A 16,198-nucleotide genomic window follows, 5' to 3' on the forward strand; every position below is an offset into this window, starting at 1 on the left:
GGAGCTGTGGCATGACACGGGACTGGCGCGCGCTGCCATCGGTCAATTCGCTGTGGGAAGCCACGGCGGAGCCGGCGCGCGACTATCCCGTGCTGTCGGGCGAGCAACAGACCGATGTCGTGATCATCGGCGCCGGCTACACCGGCCTCTCCGCCGCGCATCACATCGCCAAGAGCGGGCTCAGCCCCGTCGTGCTCGAGGCCAACCGTCCCGGCTGGGGCGCGAGCGGGCGCAATGGCGGGGTGATCACCGCAAAGTTCCGCTTGTCGTTCCGCGAGATCGACGCCGTGCATGGCCGCGCCATGGCGCGCCGCATGTACGAGATCGCGCATGAATCGACCGACATGGTCGAGGAGCTCGTCTCCGAATTCGGTATCACCAGCGCGAACCTCACCCGCACCGGCCAGGTCAAGGCCGCGCATAACGAGACGACGCTGAAGGCCGCGATCGACGAAGCCAACTGGATGACGCGCGAGATGGGCTCGGCCGAGGTGCGCGTTCTCGACAAGAACGGCGTGCGCGATGAGACCGGCTCCGACACCTTCGTCGGCGGCGTGCTCAATCCCGGTTCGGGCGGCATTCACCCGCTGAACTATCTGCGCGGTCTCGCCGACGGCGTGGCGCGCCGCGGCGTGCCCATCTTCCAGCAGTCGCCGGTCGTGCGGTTGCGGCGCGAGAACGGCGGCATCGTCGCCGAGACGCCGCAAGGCGCAGTGCGCGCAAAACAGGCGATCATCGCCACCAACAGCTATTCGGATCTGACCGGCGCGACCGCGCATCTGCAGCGCACGCTGATCCCGTTCCGCAGCGCCATGGTCGCAACCGAGCGGCTCCCCGGCAATCTCGCGGGAAAACTGATGCCGACGGGGCGCACCTACACCGAGACCAAGCGCATGATGCGCTGGTTCCGCATGGTCGACAGCCGCGTGATCTTTGGCGGCCGCGGCGCCTTCGGCAAGCAGGATTCGCAAGCCGCGTTCGACGCGTTGCGCAAGGCGATGGTCGGCATCTTCCCCGATCTCGCCGACGTTCCGGTCGCATACAAATGGTCGGGCCTCGTCGCGATGACGCTGGATTCGGTGCCGCATATCGGTCGGCTCGACGACCGCACGCTGTTCTCGGTCGGCTACAACGGCGCGGGCGTTGCGATGTCGAGCCTGATGGGCCGGTATCTCGCCGCCTTCGTGCGCGGCGAGACGCCCGACATGGGCCTGCTCGATGCGCGACGCATGAAGGCTATACCGTTCTATCCGCTGCGCGAGCCCGCCGTGCGCATGGTCGCCGGCTGGTACCAGTTTCTCGATGCAATCGGTCGGTGAGATCATTTGGAGGAGGTGAGGATGAATATGAAGCGCAATTTCGGACTGGGCTGCGCGCTGCTGGGCGCAATCGGATTGACCAGTGCGGCTGATGCCGCCGAGCAGATCACCTTCGTCTCGCAGGGCGGCGCCTATCAGCAGGCGCAGACGGTGGCGATCCTCGATCCCTCCGCCAAGAAGCTCGGCATCACCATCAACCAGGACTCCATTCCCGACGCCTGGCCCGCGATCAAGACGCAGGTCGGCAGCGGCAAGCCGATCTGGGATGTCGTCGACACGCCGACCGGCAACTGCCTGCGCGGCGGCGAGCAGGGGCTGATCGAGAAGCTCGACTTCTCGAAGATTCCGAACGGCGCGGCGATGCCGGAGGCCTATCGCAGTCCCTATTCGGTGTCCTACGAGTTCTATTCCAGCGTGCTGTCCTACAGCCAGAAGACCTTCCCGAAGGACGCGCCGAACAGCTGGGCCGATTTCTGGGACGTCAAGAAATTCCCCGGCCGCCGCGCGCTGCGCAACCACCCGTTCGCCACGCTCGAGGCGGCGCTGATGGCCGACGGCGTCGCACCCGACAAGCTTTATCCGCTCGACGTCGACCGCGCCTTCAAGAAGCTGGAAGAGATCAAGCCGCACATCACGGTGTGGTGGACCTCGGGCGCGCAGTCGGCGCAGCTGCTCAATGACGGCGAAGTCGACATGGAGATGGCCTGGAACGGCCGCGTCAGCGCCGTCGCCAAGGAAGGCGCCAAAGTCGCCTTCACCTACAACCAGGGCATCCTGCAGAGCACCTCGCTCTGCATTCTCAAGGGCGCGCCGAATCTGGAAACGGCCGTGAAGTTCCTCAACGAGGCCGTCGATCCCGTGCACCAGGCCAATCTGCCGCTGCACATCGACTACGGTCCGGGCAATCCGAAGGCGTTCGAGACGGGCGTGATCAAGCCCGAGCGCGCCGCGCAATTGCCGAGCGAGCCGGCCAATGCGGCGAAGCAGGCGCTGATGTCCTACGCCTGGTGGTCCTCGCCGGCCGGCGAGGCCGCCGAGAAGCGCTGGGCGTCCTTCATGCAGAAGTAAGGCGAGGCAGCGTTGACGACATCCGTGCCAGATCCCTCCCAGAAGCATCAGCGCCGCGAGCACGGCCTGATGCTGGCATTGGTGTCGCCGGCGCTGCTGGTGATCCTGGCCCTGATCGTGCTGCCGGTCGGCTGGCTCGCCTGGCAGTCGATCTATCATGACGGCTTCACGCTGGAGAATTATCGCCGCGTCTTCACCGAAGACGTCTACTGGCGCAGCTTTGCGCTGACCTTCGAGATCAGCCTTGCGGTGACGTTGATCGCGCTGCTGCTCGGCTATCCCGTGGCCTATCTCGCCAATTCGGTGCCGAAGGGGTGGAGCATCCTGATCCTGTCGCTGGTCGTGCTGCCGTTCTGGACCAGCGTGCTGGTGCGCGCCTATGCCTGGCTGGCGCTGCTGCAGCGCACCGGCGTGATCAATCAGTTTTTGCGCTATCTCGACGTCATCTCCGAGCCGCTCGCTCTGGTCCACAATACCTTCGGTACGGTGGTCGCCACCGTGCACATCCTGCTGCCGTTCATGGTGCTGCCGCTCTATGCGACGATGCAGAAGATTCCGAACGATCTCATGCAGGCCGGCGCCAGCCTGGGCGCGAGCCCGTCGCTGACCTTCATGCGCGTGTTCCTGCCGTTGTCGCTGCCGGGCGTGCTCGCCGGCTGCACCATGGTGTTCGTGCTCTGCCTCGGCTTCTACATCACGCCGGAGCTGCTCGGCGGCGGCCGCACCGTGATGGTGTCGATGCTGGTGAGCCGCAATGTCGAGCTCTACAACCAGTTTGGAGCTGCGAGCGCGGTTGCCGTGGTGCTGCTCCTCAGCGTGCTCGCGATCTTCTTCGTCGTCAGCCGCTTCATCTCGCTCGATCGCGTGCTGGGGCAGAAATGATGCGCGCCTCGCCCGCCCGAATGGCCCTCTACGTGATCAGCGCGCTGGTGCTGGTCTACCTGATCCTGCCCGTGCTGATCATCGCGCCGATCTCGTTTTCCAGCGCGCGCTTCCTGACCTTCCCGCCGCCGTCCTTCTCGCTACGCTGGTACGAGCAATATTTCTCGAACGCCGCCTGGATGCAGGCGACGCGGGTGACGCTGACGGTCGCGCTGCTGACCGTGGTGATCGCGACCCCGTTCGGCGTGGCCGCTGCCTACGCCATCAGCCAGTCGAAGCTGCGGATCATGCGGCTGATCCACATGGCGCTGCTGCTGCCGCTGGTGGTGCCGATCATCATCACCGCGGTCGGCATCTTCTTCGTCTATGCCAAGGTCGGCCTGGTCGCGACCATGCCCGGCCTCGTGCTGGCGAACGTGATGCTGGGCCTGCCCTATGTCGTCATCTCCGTGCTGGCCGGCCTGCAGAGCTTCGATCCCGCCCAGGAGATGGTGGCGCGCAGCCTCGGCATGAACCGCCTGCGCAGCTTCTTCGCGGTGACGCTGCCGCAGATCAAGTCCAGCGTGGTCGCCGGCGGCATCTTCGCCTTCATCTCGGCGATGGACGAGACCATCGTCGCGCTGTTCATCTCCGGCGGCCAGTATCAGCCGCTGACCAAGCGCATGTTCACCGCACTCCGCGACGAGATCGACCCGACCATCGCCGCGATCTCGACGCTGATGACGGCGGCGTCCTTCATGCTGGTGCTGCTGGCGAGCACGCGGCAGAAGAGGAGTGGGTGAGGTTGCCGTAGCCCGCATGAGCGAAGCGACATGCGGGGCCATTTGTCCCGGATATCGCTTCGCTCATCCGGGCTACGGGTCTCTCACTTCGCCCCCAGCCAAGCCAAAATCATCTCCACGATCTGTGTCCGGCTCTTCGCCAGTACCTTCGGCTCGCTGAGGTCGCGGTCGAACAGGGCGCCGAAGGTGTGGCGGTTGGCGACGCGGAAGAAGCAGTAAGAGGAGATGGCGAGGTGCAGGTCGATGGCGTCGACGTCATCGCGGAAGACGCCCTCGGTGCGGCCGCGCTTGAGGATGCCGTCGAGGGTCGCGATCACGCTGGCGTTGAGCTGGCGCAGCTGCAAATTCTGCTTCAGATGCTTGCCGTGGTGGATGTTCTCGATTGAGACGAGGCGGATGAAGTTGGGGTTGCGCTCGTCGTGGTCGAAGGTCGCCTCGATCAGCCGGCGCAAGCCCTCGCGGGCGTCGCAGCTTTCGATGTCGAGTTGGTCCTCCAGCGCGCGGATGCTGCGATAGGCCTCCTCCAGCACCGCGAGATAGAGCTGCTCCTTGCCGCCGAAATAGTAATAGATCATGCGCTTGGACGTGCGCGTCCGCGCCGCGATCGCATCGACGCGGGCGCCGGAATAGCCCTCCGAGGCGAATTCGGCCATCGCCACTTCGAGGATGTCGCGCTTGGTGCGCTCGGGGTCGTTGGTGCGCTTCGATGGGGGCGGCATGCGCTCGAGCATTGCTGTTTCTCCCGCCAGTTTCCACGGATCACCTTGAAGGTGAAGGCAAATTTCGTCCGTCCCGGCCGTGATCCAACGCGTATTGCATAAACGTACTAGTTCGTACATTATGAATTGAGACCAAGGGTTGCGGCAACCAGAACCACAAAATGCGCGCGGGGCGGACGCCCTGGTGAGCACCGCACGGGACACACGGGAGGAATTTCATGACGTTGACGTCAACCGCGCCGCTGCACGCATCATCCAGCGCGGAAGCCACGCAAAACAAGCTGCCCAAGCGCGCCGCGCTCGTAAGCTTCGTCGGCAGCATGCTCGAATACTACGACTTCTTCATCTACGGGACCGCGGCGGCGCTGATATTTCCAAAGGTGTTCTTCGCCAATGTCGATCCCGGCACAGCAACGCTGCTCGCGCTGCTGAGCTTCGGCATCGGCTATATCGCGCGGCCCGTCGGTGCGGTCATCCTCGGCCATTTCGGCGACCGCATCGGCCGCAAGACGGTGCTACTGTTCACGCTGGTGCTGATGGGCGGCTCGACGCTCGCGATCGGCCTGTTGCCCGACGCGAAATCGATCGGCAATGCCGCTCCCGTCATCCTCACGCTGCTACGCTTGTTGCAGGGCCTCTCGGCCGCCGGCGAGCAGAGCGGGGCGAACTCGCTGACGCTGGAGCATTCCGCCAATTCCAACCGCGCCTTCTTCACGAGCTGGACGCTGAGCGGCACCCAGGCCGGCGCGATCCTGGCGACGCTGGTGTTCATCCCGGTGTCGAGCCTGCCGGAAGACCAGCTCTTGAGCTGGGGCTGGCGCATCCCGTTCCTGCTCTCCGCGCTCGTGCTGCTCGTCGCCTATCTGGTGCGGCGGACCATGCCGGAAACGCCTGTTTTCGAGGACATCAAGGACAAGGCGAAAGTGGCCCGCTTCCCCGTCGTCACGCTGCTGCGCGACTACTGGCCCGATGTGCTTCGCGTCATCGTCTGCGCGCTGATCGCCACCGTCAGCACCATGACCGCCGTGTTCGCCCTCGGCTATGCCACCACCAAGTTCGGCGTCGCGCGTCCGACCATGCTGTGGGCCGGCGTGCTCGGCAACGTCACCGCGCTGATCACCCAGCCGCTGTGGGCCCTGCTCGCGGACAAGATCGGCCGCAAGCCGGTGTTCATCGGCGGCGTGCTCGGCTGCGCCGTGCTGCTGTTCCCCTATTTCATGCTGGTGACGTCGGGCAACACGATCGCGATCTTCGCCGCTGCAATGATCCTGTCCGGCGTGGTCTATGCCGCGCCGAACGCGATCTGGCCGTCGTTCTACGCGGAGATGTTCGAGGCGCGCGTGCGCTATTCCGGCACCGCGATCGGCACCCAGCTCGGCTTCCTCGCCGCAGGTTTCACGCCGCTGGTGAGCGCAAGCCTCGTCGGGGAGGGGCCTCAGGGGTGGATTCCCGTCGCGATCTTCGTCGCCTGCTGCTGCGTGATCTCGGCGGCGGCTGCTGCGACCGCGCGCGAAACCCACACCGTCGACATCGCCGATCTCGGCAAGCGCCGCGGTTGAGCGAAGGGCAGGGCGTCGCATGCTGACAAATGCAGTTCCGACCACGAGTGGCCCCGTCGTCGGGGCCGAGCAGGAGGCCGTGCGTGCCTTCAAGGGTGTGCCGTTCGCGACCGCGCGACGCTTTGCCAAGGCAACGCGGCCGCCTGCGTGGACGGAGCCGCGCCGCTGTACGGACTACGGCGCTTATGCGCCGCAGCCCGGACATCTCGACCAGGCGGAGGAGTCCTGTCTCAGCTTGAACATCTGGGCGCCGGCAGGGGTGGATCGGCCGCTGCCGGTGCTGGTTTTCATTCACGGCGGCGCCTTCGTCACCGGCGGCGGCGCCGATTATGACGGCGGCTTCCTCGCCAAGCATGGCCCGGCGGTGATCGTCACCATCAACTACCGGCTCGGCCCGCTCGGCTTCCTGCAACTGCATCGTCACGGCCTGGGCGAGGCGAACAACCTCGCGCTCCAGGACGCGCTCGCCGCGCTCGACTGGGTGCACGCCAACATCGCGAATTTCGGCGGCGATCCGAATGCGATTACGCTCTCCGGCCAGTCGGCAGGCGCTTCCATGGTCATTGCGCTCGCAACCCTGCCGCAGGCGAGGGGCAAGTTCATCCGCGCCCTCGCGCTGAGCGCGCCCGGGCGCAACATCATGAGCGCCGATCACGCTGACGAGATCGCGCGCCGTGTGCTCGATGAGCTCGCGCTGGCAGGCGATCCAGCTGAGATCGCGAGCGTGCCGTTGCCAGAGCTCTTCGCGGCGGTGGAGCGGGTCGGCCGCAGGCTCGCGGATGAAACGGAATCGGGGACCGTATTCGGCCCGGTGCTCGATGGCATCGTGATCGCGCGCGAGCCGCGGGACGTCTTCGCCGACGGGACTTTGCGCGACATTCCGCTCTGGCTCGGCTCCTGCCGCGACGAGATGGTGATGTTCCTGAAGAGCACGCCGCCCGCCGCAATGATCCGCACCACCGAGCGTCAGGTGCGTATGGCATTGGGCGATGCCGGCTGGGGACGCCTGCTGTCCTACTACCGCGCCACGGCGCGTCCCGACGAGGATCCGTACGAGGCGCTGCTGTCGGATGCGTTCTGGCACCGACCATTGGCCGACCTCGCGCGGCTTCATGCCGCGGCCGGCGGCGCGGTGTGGCTGAGCCGGTTCGACCATCGCCCGGCGCTGGAGCCGTTCCTGTCGCAGGGGCCGACCCACGGCGCGGACAACGCGTGCCTCTGGGCGCATCTGCCTGATTTCATCGATCGCCCGATCCTGAAGCGCAAGGGCGGACCGATGACGCCTGCCGACATCGACGTCGCGGCGCGGTTTCAGGCGAGCTTGCTGCGCTTTGTCACATCAGGTGTGCCCGATGTTGCGGAAGCCTGGCCGCGGTTCGAGCCGCCTCACGAAGCGCTCGCCGTCTTCGGCCAGCCGTTCCATGTTGTGCCGCTCAATGAGGGCGTGCGTTCCAGCCTGTGGGCGGAGCTGAGCGCGGGCGACAACGACAAGAAGAAAATCAGGGAGGCGGGATGAGCCTATCGAACAAGAAGGCCGGGCGGCGTGACTTGGCTCCGCGGGCTGGAAGCCGGCTTTCACCAAGCCTGTGCTATCGTTTCCGCTCGTTAGTGTATGACCAATACCGGCACGCTTCCGTCGGCCAAGACCTCCGACGTTTGACTCCCCAAAAATAACTTCTTGAGACCGCGGCGCCCATGAGAGCCCATGACGATCAAGTCGCAGCCTCCCGACTTTGCTGTTTCGATAATCGCGGTGGCCGGGTGCGCATTCGGAACGTGCAACAGTTCTGCGGATAACCCGGCTTGCTCTGCCATGGCGCGCGCTTCGTCGAGGAGTTTGCCCGCACGCTCCTTGCAGGCCGCGTCGAAGCTATCGATTTCCTGCTGTGACGGTATCCATCCCGAGGCGTGTCCGCTCCCGTAGTCGATCGGCAGTGATTCCGTCACGGCGATGACCGTCACCTTGGCCTTCAAGGCCTTTGCCAAAGCAATCCCATGCTTGATGCCGTTTCTTGCGACGTCCGATCCGTCCGTGCTTAAGAGAATCCGGGTGTACATTTTGGGGCTCACATTCATGGGCAGACCAGGACGGGGGTCTGTGCGTGCGTCAGCACCTTGTTCGTCACGCTCCCGATGAGAAGCGCGGCTAGTCCGCTGCGCCCATGCGACGACATGACGATGAGATCGCAGCCCTTGTCCGTGGCTGCTGCGATGATGGCCTGATGGGGTTGCCCGCTCTCCGCTTGAATCGTCTCGCAGGAAACGCCGGCCGTCCTGGCCGCTTTTGCCGCGCCCTCCAATACGCTCGCGGCCTGTTCCTTGCGCAACTCGGCATATGTTGCGACTGCTTCGAGGAACCGGCCTGAGACTTCGGAGAATGGTTCCACAACGAAGATGAAGGATACGGTGGCTCCAAGGGATTTCGCCAGTGCCAATCCGTGCGCCACCCCGCGCTCCGCTAGCTGAGACCCATCTGTCGGAATGAGAATGTGCCGGTACATGCTCTACCTCCCGATTGTCCGGACGTATCGCTTGCCTTTACGAAGATAAGCTAGCTCGCGTTCCGACTGCAGTCTTGAGGTAAATCAACCTGTTGGTTCACTGTACCGCGATCAGGATGTCCGCAATTGGCACAACCTCGGTAGGGCGATCGCATAGGAAGAAAAACGTGGCGGGCAGCTTGCCTGCGGCCCATCCTTCGAGACGCCCGCCGATGGCGGGCCCTCAGGATGAGGGCGGAGTGCGCGGCGGCAATTTCAACGGGGGCAATGCTTCTTAGTCTCATCCTGTGAGGAGACCGCGGGAAGCGGTCGTCTCGAAGGACGAGGCGCTTGCTCCGCCCGTCCCCAAGAAGCCATCCGCGATAGCGTCCCCCACAAGGGGTTCCGCTTTAGGATCGCCGTCAGAACTGCACTTCGCCCGGAATGTCGTCGGCGCTCAGGCCGACGGTTTCATAGGCCTTCAGCAGCCATTCGCGGGTCTGGCCCAGCGAACGGTTGTAATCGGCCCAGGCGCTGAGGAAATCCTTGTAGCGGCGATCGGCTTCGGCGCGGATGCCGAGATTGGTCGGCAGCGTCAGGAGCGGCCGCGGGATCGCGAGCTCGCCGAGCGTCGGATTCTTCTTCAGCGTGAAGATCGAGAGCACCGCCAGCGAGACATTGCAGTCGGCGCGGCCCGTCGAGACCGCGAGGATCGCCTCGTCGCGCGTCTTGAAGCCGAGGATGTTCGCCTTCGGGCAGTAGCGGCGCGCGATCGTCTCGTGCGTCGAGCCGATGTCGACCGCAATCTTGACCTCGGGCTTGTTGAGCTCGGCCCAGGTCGCAGGCTTGGCAAAGCCCTTCTTGGTGATGACGGTGAAGGAGTGCACCAGGATCGGGGTGGAGAAGTCGATGACGAGAGAACGCTCGGGCGTCGGGTTCACGGCAAAGGCGAGGTCGATCTTGTCGGCCTGCAGATCCAGGATCTGGTTGCCCCAGGTCGATTCCAGCGGCTCGACCTTGGCGCCGAGCTTGCCCGCGATGTCGTTCGCCATGTCGATGCAGGCGCCCGACCATTGATTGGTCGCGAGGTCCTTGTGGAAATAGGGGTCCTGGCCGGCGATGACGGCGATCCGCAGCACGCCGGTCTTCTTGATGCGATCGAGCGTGGAGGTCGGCGCGGTATCGGCCTTGGCCGAGGCGGTCGCGGCCATTGCGGCGCCCGCCAGCGCGACGGTGGTGAGTGCGTCCCTGCGGTTCATGGTCAGTGCTCCCCTGGGGAATGATCAACAGCTCCGGCTCGTGGACTATTTCTGTATTCAGATCGTAATGCAATATGGTATTGCGACTTTGCCGGTGATTTGAGCGATGAGGCAGTTCGGAGCCTAGTCCGTTGGCAAAGCAAGAGAAAATTGCGTGAGACCCGGCCGGCTCGCGGTCCGGTCTGCGATCCGGGATTGAGAGGAGAAAGTCTGTGCGTGCTGTTTTCGTCGATGCCAACGACACGCTGGCCGCGGTCACCGAGAAGCTGCTGGGTGCGGCCAATCTGCCTGTCAGCATCAACCGCAATCCCTCCATCAAGCCCGACGACCTGCCCGGCCTGCTCGGCGATGCCGAGATCATGATCGTGGATCACACCGCGGTGCCGACGGAGATTACCGGGAAGTGCAAGGCGCTGAAGCATGTCGTCTTCCTCGGCACCGGCGCGCGCAGCTACATGAACCCGGAAGAGCTTAGCCAGCGCGGCATCTCCGTGCACACCATCAAGGGCTATGGCGACACCGCGGTTGCCGAATGCGCGATCGCGCTGATGTGGGCCTCCGCGCGAAATTTCGGCGAGATGGACCGCGGCATGCGCGAGGGCTACTGGCTGCGCCGTGACGCGATGCAGCTCACCGGCAAGACGCTCGGCCTGATCGGTTTCGGCGGCATCGCCGCGGAAACCGCACGCATGGCGGTGGGCTGCGGCATGAAGGTGATCGCCTGGAACCGGACGCCGAAGACGCATCCGGGTGTCGCGTTCGTTTCACTGGAGAAGCTGCTCGCCGAAAGCCATGTCGTCTCGCTGCATCTTCTGCTCAACGACGGGACCAAGGGTTTTCTGTCGCGCGAGCGCATCGCGCAGATGCGCAAGGGCAGCATTTTGATCAATACCGCGCGCGGCGCCATCGTGGACGAAGACGCGATGCTGGAGGCGCTGCGTTCGGGCCACATCGCGCATGCCGGTCTCGACGTCTTCACCGTCGAGCCGCTGCCGGCCGGGCATCCCGTGACAAAACTGCCGAACGTGACGTTGTCGGCGCATTCGGCGTTCCGCACGCCGGAGGCGAGCGACAACCTCATCGGCGCCGCACTCGATCACTGCCGCCGCATCATCGCCACCGGCAAGTAAAGGGACATCCCATGTCAGATATCACCCGCATCGACCAGAACGCCCGCCGCAGCCGCGCCTCCGTGTTCGGCGATCTCGTCTTCCTCGCAGGCCAGGTGGCCGACACCAAGGCCGCCGACATCACCCAGCAGACAAAGGAAGCGCTGGCCAAGGTCGACGACATGCTGGCGCGCGCCGGCACCGACAAGTCGCGCCTGCTCAGCGTGCAGGTCTGGCTCAGGACCATGGACGATTTCGACGCCATGAACGCGGTCTATGACGCCTGGGTCGTGCCGGGCAACGCGCCGACCCGCGCCTGCGGCAAGGTCGAGCTCGCCGATCCGGCCTACCGCATCGAGGTGATCGCAATCGCTGCGCGCGGCTGACATGCGTGCCGATGCCGTCTGCACTGTTTGCATCGGCCTTGCACCTGATGTCCGCCTGTCTTACGCCACCCCGGAACAAAACTTGCGCGATGCCGTGATGCGCATCGCCAAAGCCTGCAGGGAGCTGTCATGACCATTCGCAACACCCGCACCGGGGGCCAGATCCTGATCGATCAGCTCGTCGCCCAAGGCGTCGAGCGCGTCACCTGCGTGCCGGGCGAGAGCTATCTGGCGGCCCTCGACGCGCTGCATGACAGCCCGATCGACGTCGTGATCTGCCGCGCCGAGGGCGGCGCCGCGATGATGGCGGAGGCTTATGGCAAACTAACGGGCCGGCCCGGCGTCTGCTTCGTCACCCGCGGCCCCGGCGCCACCAATGCCAGCCACGGCGTCCACATCGCGATGCAGGATTCGACGCCGATGATCCTGTTCGTCGGCCAGGTCGATACCGGCATGCGCGAGCGCGAAGCATTCCAGGAGCTCGACTACAAGGCGGTGTTCGGTCCCATGGCGAAATGGGCCGTCGAGATCGATCGCCCCGACCGCATCCCGGAGCTGGTCGCGCGCGCCTTCCGCGTCGCCATGCAGGGCCGTCCTGGTCCCGTCGTGATCGCGCTGCCGGAGAACATGCTGACCGAGACCGCCGCCGTTGCCGATGCGATGCGTATCGAGCCGGCCGTGAGCTGGCCGGCGCCTTCCGATATCGAGCAGGTCGGCGCGATGCTCGCCAGCGCCAAGGCGCCGCTGGTCATCCTCGGCGGCTCGCGCTGGAGCGAGGAGGCCACCAAGAGCATCGCGCGCTTTGCCGAGCGGTTCGACCTGCCGGTCGCGACCTCGTTCCGGCGGGCCTCGCTGATCGATGCCGATCATTCGCACTATGCCGGTGATCTCGGCATCGGGCCGAGCCCGGGCCTGAAGGCGCGCATCGACAATGCCGACGTCGTCCTGCTGATCGGCGGCCGCATGTCGGAGATGCCGTCCTCGTCCTACACGCTGCTCGACATCCCGACGCCGAAGCAGAAGCTGATCCATGTGCATCCGGGCTCGGAGGAGCTCGGCCGGGTCTATCAGCCTGAACTCGCGATCCAGGCGACGCCCGCCGCCTTCGCCGCCGCCGTCGAGACGCTGAAGCCTTCAGGTGCCGTTGCCTGGAAGGGCGAGGCGGCCAAGGCGCATGCCGATTACCTCGCCTGGACCGACAAGGCGCGCGAACTGCCGGGCTCGTTCCAATACGGTCAGGTCACGACCTGGCTGCGTGACCGCCTGCCCAAGGACGCGATCGTCTGCAACGGCGCGGGCAATTATGCCGGCTGGATCCACCGCCATCACCGCTTCCACAGCTTTGCCGCCCAGCTCGCGCCGACCTCGGGGTCGATGGGCTATGGCGTACCGGCGGCGGTGCTCGCCAAGCGGCAGTTCCCGGATCGCGTCGTCGTCGCCTTTGCCGGCGACGGCTGCTTCCTGATGAACGGACAGGAATTCGCGACCGCCGTGCAGTACGATGCGCCGCTCGTCGTCATCGTCGTCGACAATTCGCAATACGGCACCATCCGCATGCACCAGGAGCGCGACTATCCCGGCCGCGTCGTCGGCACCCAGCTCAAGAACCCCGACTTCGCGATGTATGCGAAAGCGTTCGGCGGCCATGGTGAGCGCGTCGAGCGCACCGAAGAGTTTGCGCCGGCGTTCGAGCGCGCGTTGGCCTCCGGCAAGCCGTCGATCCTCCACTGCATCATCGATTCCAGGGCGATCTCGGTCGGCAAGGATTTCACGCCCGCGGTGAAGGCGTAAGCGATGCCTGAAGGCCGCCACGTCGCCATCATCGGAGCCGGCGCGGTCGGCGTGATCAGCGCCATCGAGGCGCTGCGCGAGGGGCATCGCGTCACGCTGATCGATCCGGGCGAGCCCGGCGGCGAACAGGCGGCGAGCTATGGCAATGCCGGCTGGCTGTCCTCGCATTCGGTGATCCCGCCGGCAGAGCCCGGCGTCTGGAAGAAGGTGCCGGGCTATCTGATGGATCCGCTCGGGCCGCTCGCGATCCGCTGGTCCTATTTGCCGAAGGCCTTGCCCTGGCTGATCAAGTACCTGCTATCGGGCTGGACCGCGGCGCGGGTCGAGAAGACCGCGTTCGCGCTGCGCGATCTTCTCAAGGACGCGCCGCTGCTGCACAGGAAGCTCGCGGAAGAGGCGGGTGTGCCTGAACTGGTCGAGCGCAACGGCGTGATGCATGTGTTCCCGTCGCGCGGCAATTTCGACAACGATCTCGGCTGGCGCCTGCGCAAGAAGGTCGGCGTCGAATGGCTGGAGCTCAACGCCGACGAGATGCGCCAGCGCGAGCCGGAGCTGCATCCGCGCTACACCTTTGGCGTGGTGGTGGAAGAGGCCGGGCGCTGCCGCGATCCCGGCGCTTATGTCGCCGCTCTCGCCAATCATGCGATCGCCGGCGGCGCCAAGCACGTGCGGGCCAGGGCGACCGGGCTGAAGCTGTCCGGCAACAAGCTCGTGGCCGTTCTCACCGAGACCGGCGAGATCGCTTGCGATGCTGCCGTCGTCGCGGCCGGTGCCCGCTCGAAGCAGCTCACCGCATCGGTCGGCGATCCCCTGCCGCTCGAGACCGAGCGCGGCTATCACGTCATGATCGAGAATCCGGAATCAGGTCCGCGCAGCTCGATGATGGCCTCCGACGCCAAGATGGTGGTGAACTGGACCAACAAGGGCCTGCGCGCCGCCGGCACGGTCGAGATCGCCGGCCTCGAGGCCGCGCCGAACTGGAAGCGCGCCGAGATTTTGCGCAACCACCTTCTCGGCATGTTCCCGAAACTGCCGAAGGACATTCCGGCCTCACGCATCAAGACCTGGTTCGGCCATCGGCCGAGCATGCCGGATGGACTTCCCTGCATCGGCCATGCGCGCGCCTCGCGCGACATCGTCTATGCCTTCGGCCACGGCCATGTCGGCCTGGTCGGCTCGGCGCGCACCGGCCGTCTCGTCGCCCAGCTTCTGAGCGGCAAGCCGCCCGAAATTCCGCTCGCGCCGTTCGCACCCACTCGCTTCCTCTGAGATCGCGCCCATGACCTATCCTGCCAACTCGCCTTCTCGCATTGCCCGCGGCGGCAAGGCCGTCTACGGCGCGCCGCTCGGCATTTTGATGCTGGAAGCGCGCTTCCCCCGCATCCCCGGCGACATGGGCAACGGCACGACCTGGCCGTTCCCCGTGCTCTATCGCGTGGTGAGCGGCGCTTCGCCGGAGAAGGTGGTGCTGAAGGGTGCGGCCGGCCTGCTGCCCGACTTCATCGATGCCGCGAAAGACCTGGTGCGGCTCGGGGCCGAAGCCATCACCACCAATTGCGGTTTCCTCTCGCTGTTCCAGAAGGAGATCGCGGCGGCCGTCGGCGTTCCCGTCGCGACCTCGTCGCTGATGCAGGTGCCGTGGGTGCAGGCGACCTTGCCCCCCGGCAAGCGCGTCGGCCTCGTCACGGTGTCGGGCTCGACCCTGACGCCGGCGCATCTCGAAGGCGCCGGCGTGCCGCTCGATACGCCGCTGGTCGGCACCGAGCACGGCAAGGAGTTCTTCCGCGTCCTGATCAAGGCCGAGAAGGACGACATGGACGTCGGCTTGGCCGAGCGCGACGTGGTCGAGGCCGGCAAGGAGCTTGTCGCGAAAAACCCTGATGTCGGCGCCATCGTGCTCGAATGCACCAACATGCCGCCTTATGCGGCAGCGCTGCAGGCCGAGGTCGGCTTGCCCGTCTACGACATCTATTCCATGATCACCTGGTTTCATGCTGGACTGCGCCCGCGCGCCTTCGCCTGATTCCAGCTGTCGCAAAGCTCTGAACAAGCTCTGCTAATCTCTGGTTTGCATTGCCATCGGCCAAGCAGCCCCGGTATATTGGGCTGTGTTCGGGCATGAATGCAGCTGATGATGAGCAACGTGGAACTGGTTTCCGACAGTATCGTCGATCGCGTCTATGAACAGCTCAAGGCGATGGCCGTGAGCTACGAGTTCAAGCCGGGCGAGCGGCTCAACGAGGGCGAACTGGCCAAGCGCCTCGGCGTCAGCCGCACGCCGCTGCGCGAGGCGCTCAACCGCCTCAACACCGAAGGTTTCCTGCGCTTCACGCCGGGCAAGGGCTTCTTCTGCCGCGAGCTCGACGCGCACGAGATCTTCGATCTCTACGAGCTGCGCAAGTCGATCGAGGTCGCCGCGATCCGCCTCGCCATCAAGCGTGCCAGGGACGAGGACATCGACGCGCTGCTGAAATTCCTCGAAGCCACCGGCCCCGATCCCGGCGAGCGCTCCTCGGTGGAACTGGTCGAGCTCGACGAGACTTTCCACGAGCGGCTGATGGGGATGTCGAACAATGCCGAGATGCTGCGCGTCTTGCGCAACGTCAACGCCCGCATCCGCTTCGTGCGCTGGATCGACATGGACCGCATCAACCGCTCGAATACGCAAGCCGAGCACCGTGCCGTGGTCGAAGGCCTGAAGGCGCGCGACGAAGCGACCTGCGTGTCGGTGCTGGAAAAGCACATCGACCGCCGCCTCGATCGCATCACCGCCGCGATCAAGGAGGGTTACGCGCAGATCTACATGCCGGCCGCGGCAAGGTCAGCGGCGAATTGACGCCCGAC

16 protein-coding genes are annotated in these 16,198 nt (G+C 65.4%); 12 read left to right on the forward strand and 4 right to left on the reverse strand.

All coding sequences use genetic code 11. The features are described from left to right. Positions 1–11: 11 nt before the first annotated feature. The 4 genes from N2603_RS10870 (at position 12) to N2603_RS10885 (ending at position 4,051) form a co-directional block, all read left to right on the forward strand. On the forward strand, positions 12–1,319 hold the full coding sequence (locus N2603_RS10870) for an NAD(P)/FAD-dependent oxidoreductase (RefSeq protein WP_260388717.1): 1,308 nt from the start codon (positions 12–14) through the stop codon (positions 1,317–1,319). A gap of 21 nt (positions 1,320–1,340) precedes the next feature. Further along, a complete protein-coding gene (locus N2603_RS10875) occupies positions 1,341–2,387 on the forward strand; it encodes an ABC transporter substrate-binding protein (protein WP_260388718.1) in 1,047 nt (348 codons plus the stop codon). A gap of 69 nt (positions 2,388–2,456) precedes the next feature. Next, the gene (locus N2603_RS10880; protein ID WP_260424180.1) at positions 2,457–3,269 is read left to right on the forward strand and encodes an ABC transporter permease; all 813 of its coding nucleotides are present in this window, start codon (positions 2,457–2,459) and stop codon (positions 3,267–3,269) included. After that, on the forward strand, positions 3,266–4,051 hold the full coding sequence (locus tag N2603_RS10885; RefSeq protein WP_018641191.1) for an ABC transporter permease: 786 nt from the start codon (positions 3,266–3,268) through the stop codon (positions 4,049–4,051). Before N2603_RS10880 ends, N2603_RS10885 begins: the two co-directional genes overlap by 4 nt. An 83-nt stretch (positions 4,052–4,134) precedes the next feature. Here the strand turns inward: N2603_RS10885 and N2603_RS10890 are convergent, their stop codons facing one another. Next, the gene (locus N2603_RS10890) at positions 4,135–4,782 is read right to left on the reverse strand and encodes a TetR/AcrR family transcriptional regulator (RefSeq protein ID WP_260388719.1); all 648 of its coding nucleotides are present in this window, start codon (positions 4,780–4,782) and stop codon (positions 4,135–4,137) included. Between the two features lie 206 nt (positions 4,783–4,988). Between N2603_RS10890 and N2603_RS10895 the strand changes: the two genes are divergently transcribed. Next, positions 4,989–6,329, forward strand: a complete 1,341-nt coding sequence (locus tag N2603_RS10895; RefSeq protein ID WP_260388720.1) for an MFS transporter — start codon at positions 4,989–4,991, stop codon at positions 6,327–6,329. A 19-nt stretch (positions 6,330–6,348) separates the two neighbouring features. Continuing rightward, positions 6,349–7,845: a carboxylesterase family protein gene (locus N2603_RS10900; protein WP_260388721.1), complete on the forward strand. Its 1,497-nt coding sequence runs from the start codon at positions 6,349–6,351 to the stop codon at positions 7,843–7,845. Positions 7,846–7,934: 89 nt separating this feature from the next. On the opposite strand, the gene N2603_RS10905 is transcribed toward N2603_RS10900, so the two are convergent. The 3 genes from N2603_RS10905 to N2603_RS10915 all read right to left on the reverse strand — a co-directional run bounded on the left by N2603_RS10905 (position 7,935) and on the right by N2603_RS10915 (position 10,068). Then, entirely contained in the window at positions 7,935–8,387 is a 453-nt protein-coding gene (locus N2603_RS10905) for a universal stress protein (RefSeq protein WP_260388722.1), read from the reverse strand. Positions 8,388–8,401: 14 nt separating this feature from the next. Beyond that, a complete protein-coding gene (locus tag N2603_RS10910) occupies positions 8,402–8,830 on the reverse strand; it encodes a universal stress protein (RefSeq protein WP_260388723.1) in 429 nt (142 codons plus the stop codon). Positions 8,831–9,231: 401 nt separating this feature from the next. Further along, positions 9,232–10,068: a transporter substrate-binding domain-containing protein gene (locus N2603_RS10915; protein ID WP_018641184.1), complete on the reverse strand. Its 837-nt coding sequence runs from the start codon at positions 10,066–10,068 to the stop codon at positions 9,232–9,234. A 212-nt stretch (positions 10,069–10,280) separates the two neighbouring features. Here N2603_RS10915 and N2603_RS10920 point away from each other — a divergent pair, with 212 nt between their 5' ends. The 6 genes from N2603_RS10920 to N2603_RS10945 all read left to right on the forward strand — a co-directional run bounded on the left by N2603_RS10920 (position 10,281) and on the right by N2603_RS10945 (position 16,190). Then, a complete protein-coding gene (locus tag N2603_RS10920) occupies positions 10,281–11,198 on the forward strand; it encodes an NAD(P)-dependent oxidoreductase (protein WP_260388724.1) in 918 nt (305 codons plus the stop codon). Positions 11,199–11,209: 11 nt separating this feature from the next. After that, the gene (locus tag N2603_RS10925) at positions 11,210–11,563 is read left to right on the forward strand and encodes a RidA family protein (RefSeq protein ID WP_260388725.1); all 354 of its coding nucleotides are present in this window, start codon (positions 11,210–11,212) and stop codon (positions 11,561–11,563) included. A gap of 129 nt (positions 11,564–11,692) precedes the next feature. Continuing rightward, entirely contained in the window at positions 11,693–13,354 is a 1,662-nt protein-coding gene (locus tag N2603_RS10930) for a thiamine pyrophosphate-binding protein (protein WP_260388726.1), read from the forward strand. Between the two features lie 3 nt (positions 13,355–13,357). After that, entirely contained in the window at positions 13,358–14,623 is a 1,266-nt protein-coding gene (locus N2603_RS10935; RefSeq protein ID WP_260388727.1) for an NAD(P)/FAD-dependent oxidoreductase, read from the forward strand. A 10-nt stretch (positions 14,624–14,633) separates the two neighbouring features. Then, complete coding sequence (locus tag N2603_RS10940) at positions 14,634–15,377, forward strand: aspartate/glutamate racemase family protein (protein ID WP_260388728.1); 744 nt, start codon at positions 14,634–14,636, stop codon at positions 15,375–15,377. Between the two features lie 108 nt (positions 15,378–15,485). Continuing rightward, complete coding sequence (locus N2603_RS10945) at positions 15,486–16,190, forward strand: GntR family transcriptional regulator (RefSeq protein ID WP_260388729.1); 705 nt, start codon at positions 15,486–15,488, stop codon at positions 16,188–16,190. Positions 16,191–16,198: the final 8 nt, after the last annotated feature.

The organism is Bradyrhizobium huanghuaihaiense (assembly GCF_025200885.1).
GTDB classification, from domain to species: domain Bacteria; phylum Pseudomonadota; class Alphaproteobacteria; order Rhizobiales; family Xanthobacteraceae; genus Bradyrhizobium; species Bradyrhizobium huanghuaihaiense.

Bases quoted from the DNA above. Each gene is read 5' to 3' on its own strand.
- N2603_RS10945 (WP_260388729.1), top strand. From the start codon at position 15,486: ATGATGAGCAACGTGGAACTGGTTTCCGACAGTATCGTCGATCGCGTC.
- N2603_RS10885 (WP_018641191.1), top strand. From the start codon at position 3,266: ATGATGCGCGCCTCGCCCGCCCGAATGGCCCTCTACGTGATCAGCGCG.
- N2603_RS10925 (WP_260388725.1), top strand. From the start codon at position 11,210: ATGTCAGATATCACCCGCATCGACCAGAACGCCCGCCGCAGCCGCGCC.
- N2603_RS10875 (WP_260388718.1), top strand. From the start codon at position 1,341: ATGAATATGAAGCGCAATTTCGGACTGGGCTGCGCGCTGCTGGGCGCA.
- N2603_RS10940 (WP_260388728.1), top strand. From the start codon at position 14,634: ATGACCTATCCTGCCAACTCGCCTTCTCGCATTGCCCGCGGCGGCAAG.
- N2603_RS10870 (WP_260388717.1), top strand. From the start codon at position 12: ATGACACGGGACTGGCGCGCGCTGCCATCGGTCAATTCGCTGTGGGAA.
- N2603_RS10930 (WP_260388726.1), top strand. From the start codon at position 11,693: ATGACCATTCGCAACACCCGCACCGGGGGCCAGATCCTGATCGATCAG.
- N2603_RS10880 (WP_260424180.1), top strand. From the start codon at position 2,457: ATGCTGGCATTGGTGTCGCCGGCGCTGCTGGTGATCCTGGCCCTGATC.
- N2603_RS10890 (WP_260388719.1), bottom strand. From the start codon at position 4,782: ATGCTCGAGCGCATGCCGCCCCCATCGAAGCGCACCAACGACCCCGAG.
- N2603_RS10900 (WP_260388721.1), top strand. From the start codon at position 6,349: ATGCTGACAAATGCAGTTCCGACCACGAGTGGCCCCGTCGTCGGGGCC.
- N2603_RS10915 (WP_018641184.1), bottom strand. From the start codon at position 10,068: ATGAACCGCAGGGACGCACTCACCACCGTCGCGCTGGCGGGCGCCGCA.
- N2603_RS10895 (WP_260388720.1), top strand. From the start codon at position 4,989: ATGACGTTGACGTCAACCGCGCCGCTGCACGCATCATCCAGCGCGGAA.
- N2603_RS10935 (WP_260388727.1), top strand. From the start codon at position 13,358: ATGCCTGAAGGCCGCCACGTCGCCATCATCGGAGCCGGCGCGGTCGGC.
- N2603_RS10910 (WP_260388723.1), bottom strand. From the start codon at position 8,830: ATGTACCGGCACATTCTCATTCCGACAGATGGGTCTCAGCTAGCGGAG.
- N2603_RS10905 (WP_260388722.1), bottom strand. From the start codon at position 8,387: ATGTACACCCGGATTCTCTTAAGCACGGACGGATCGGACGTCGCAAGA.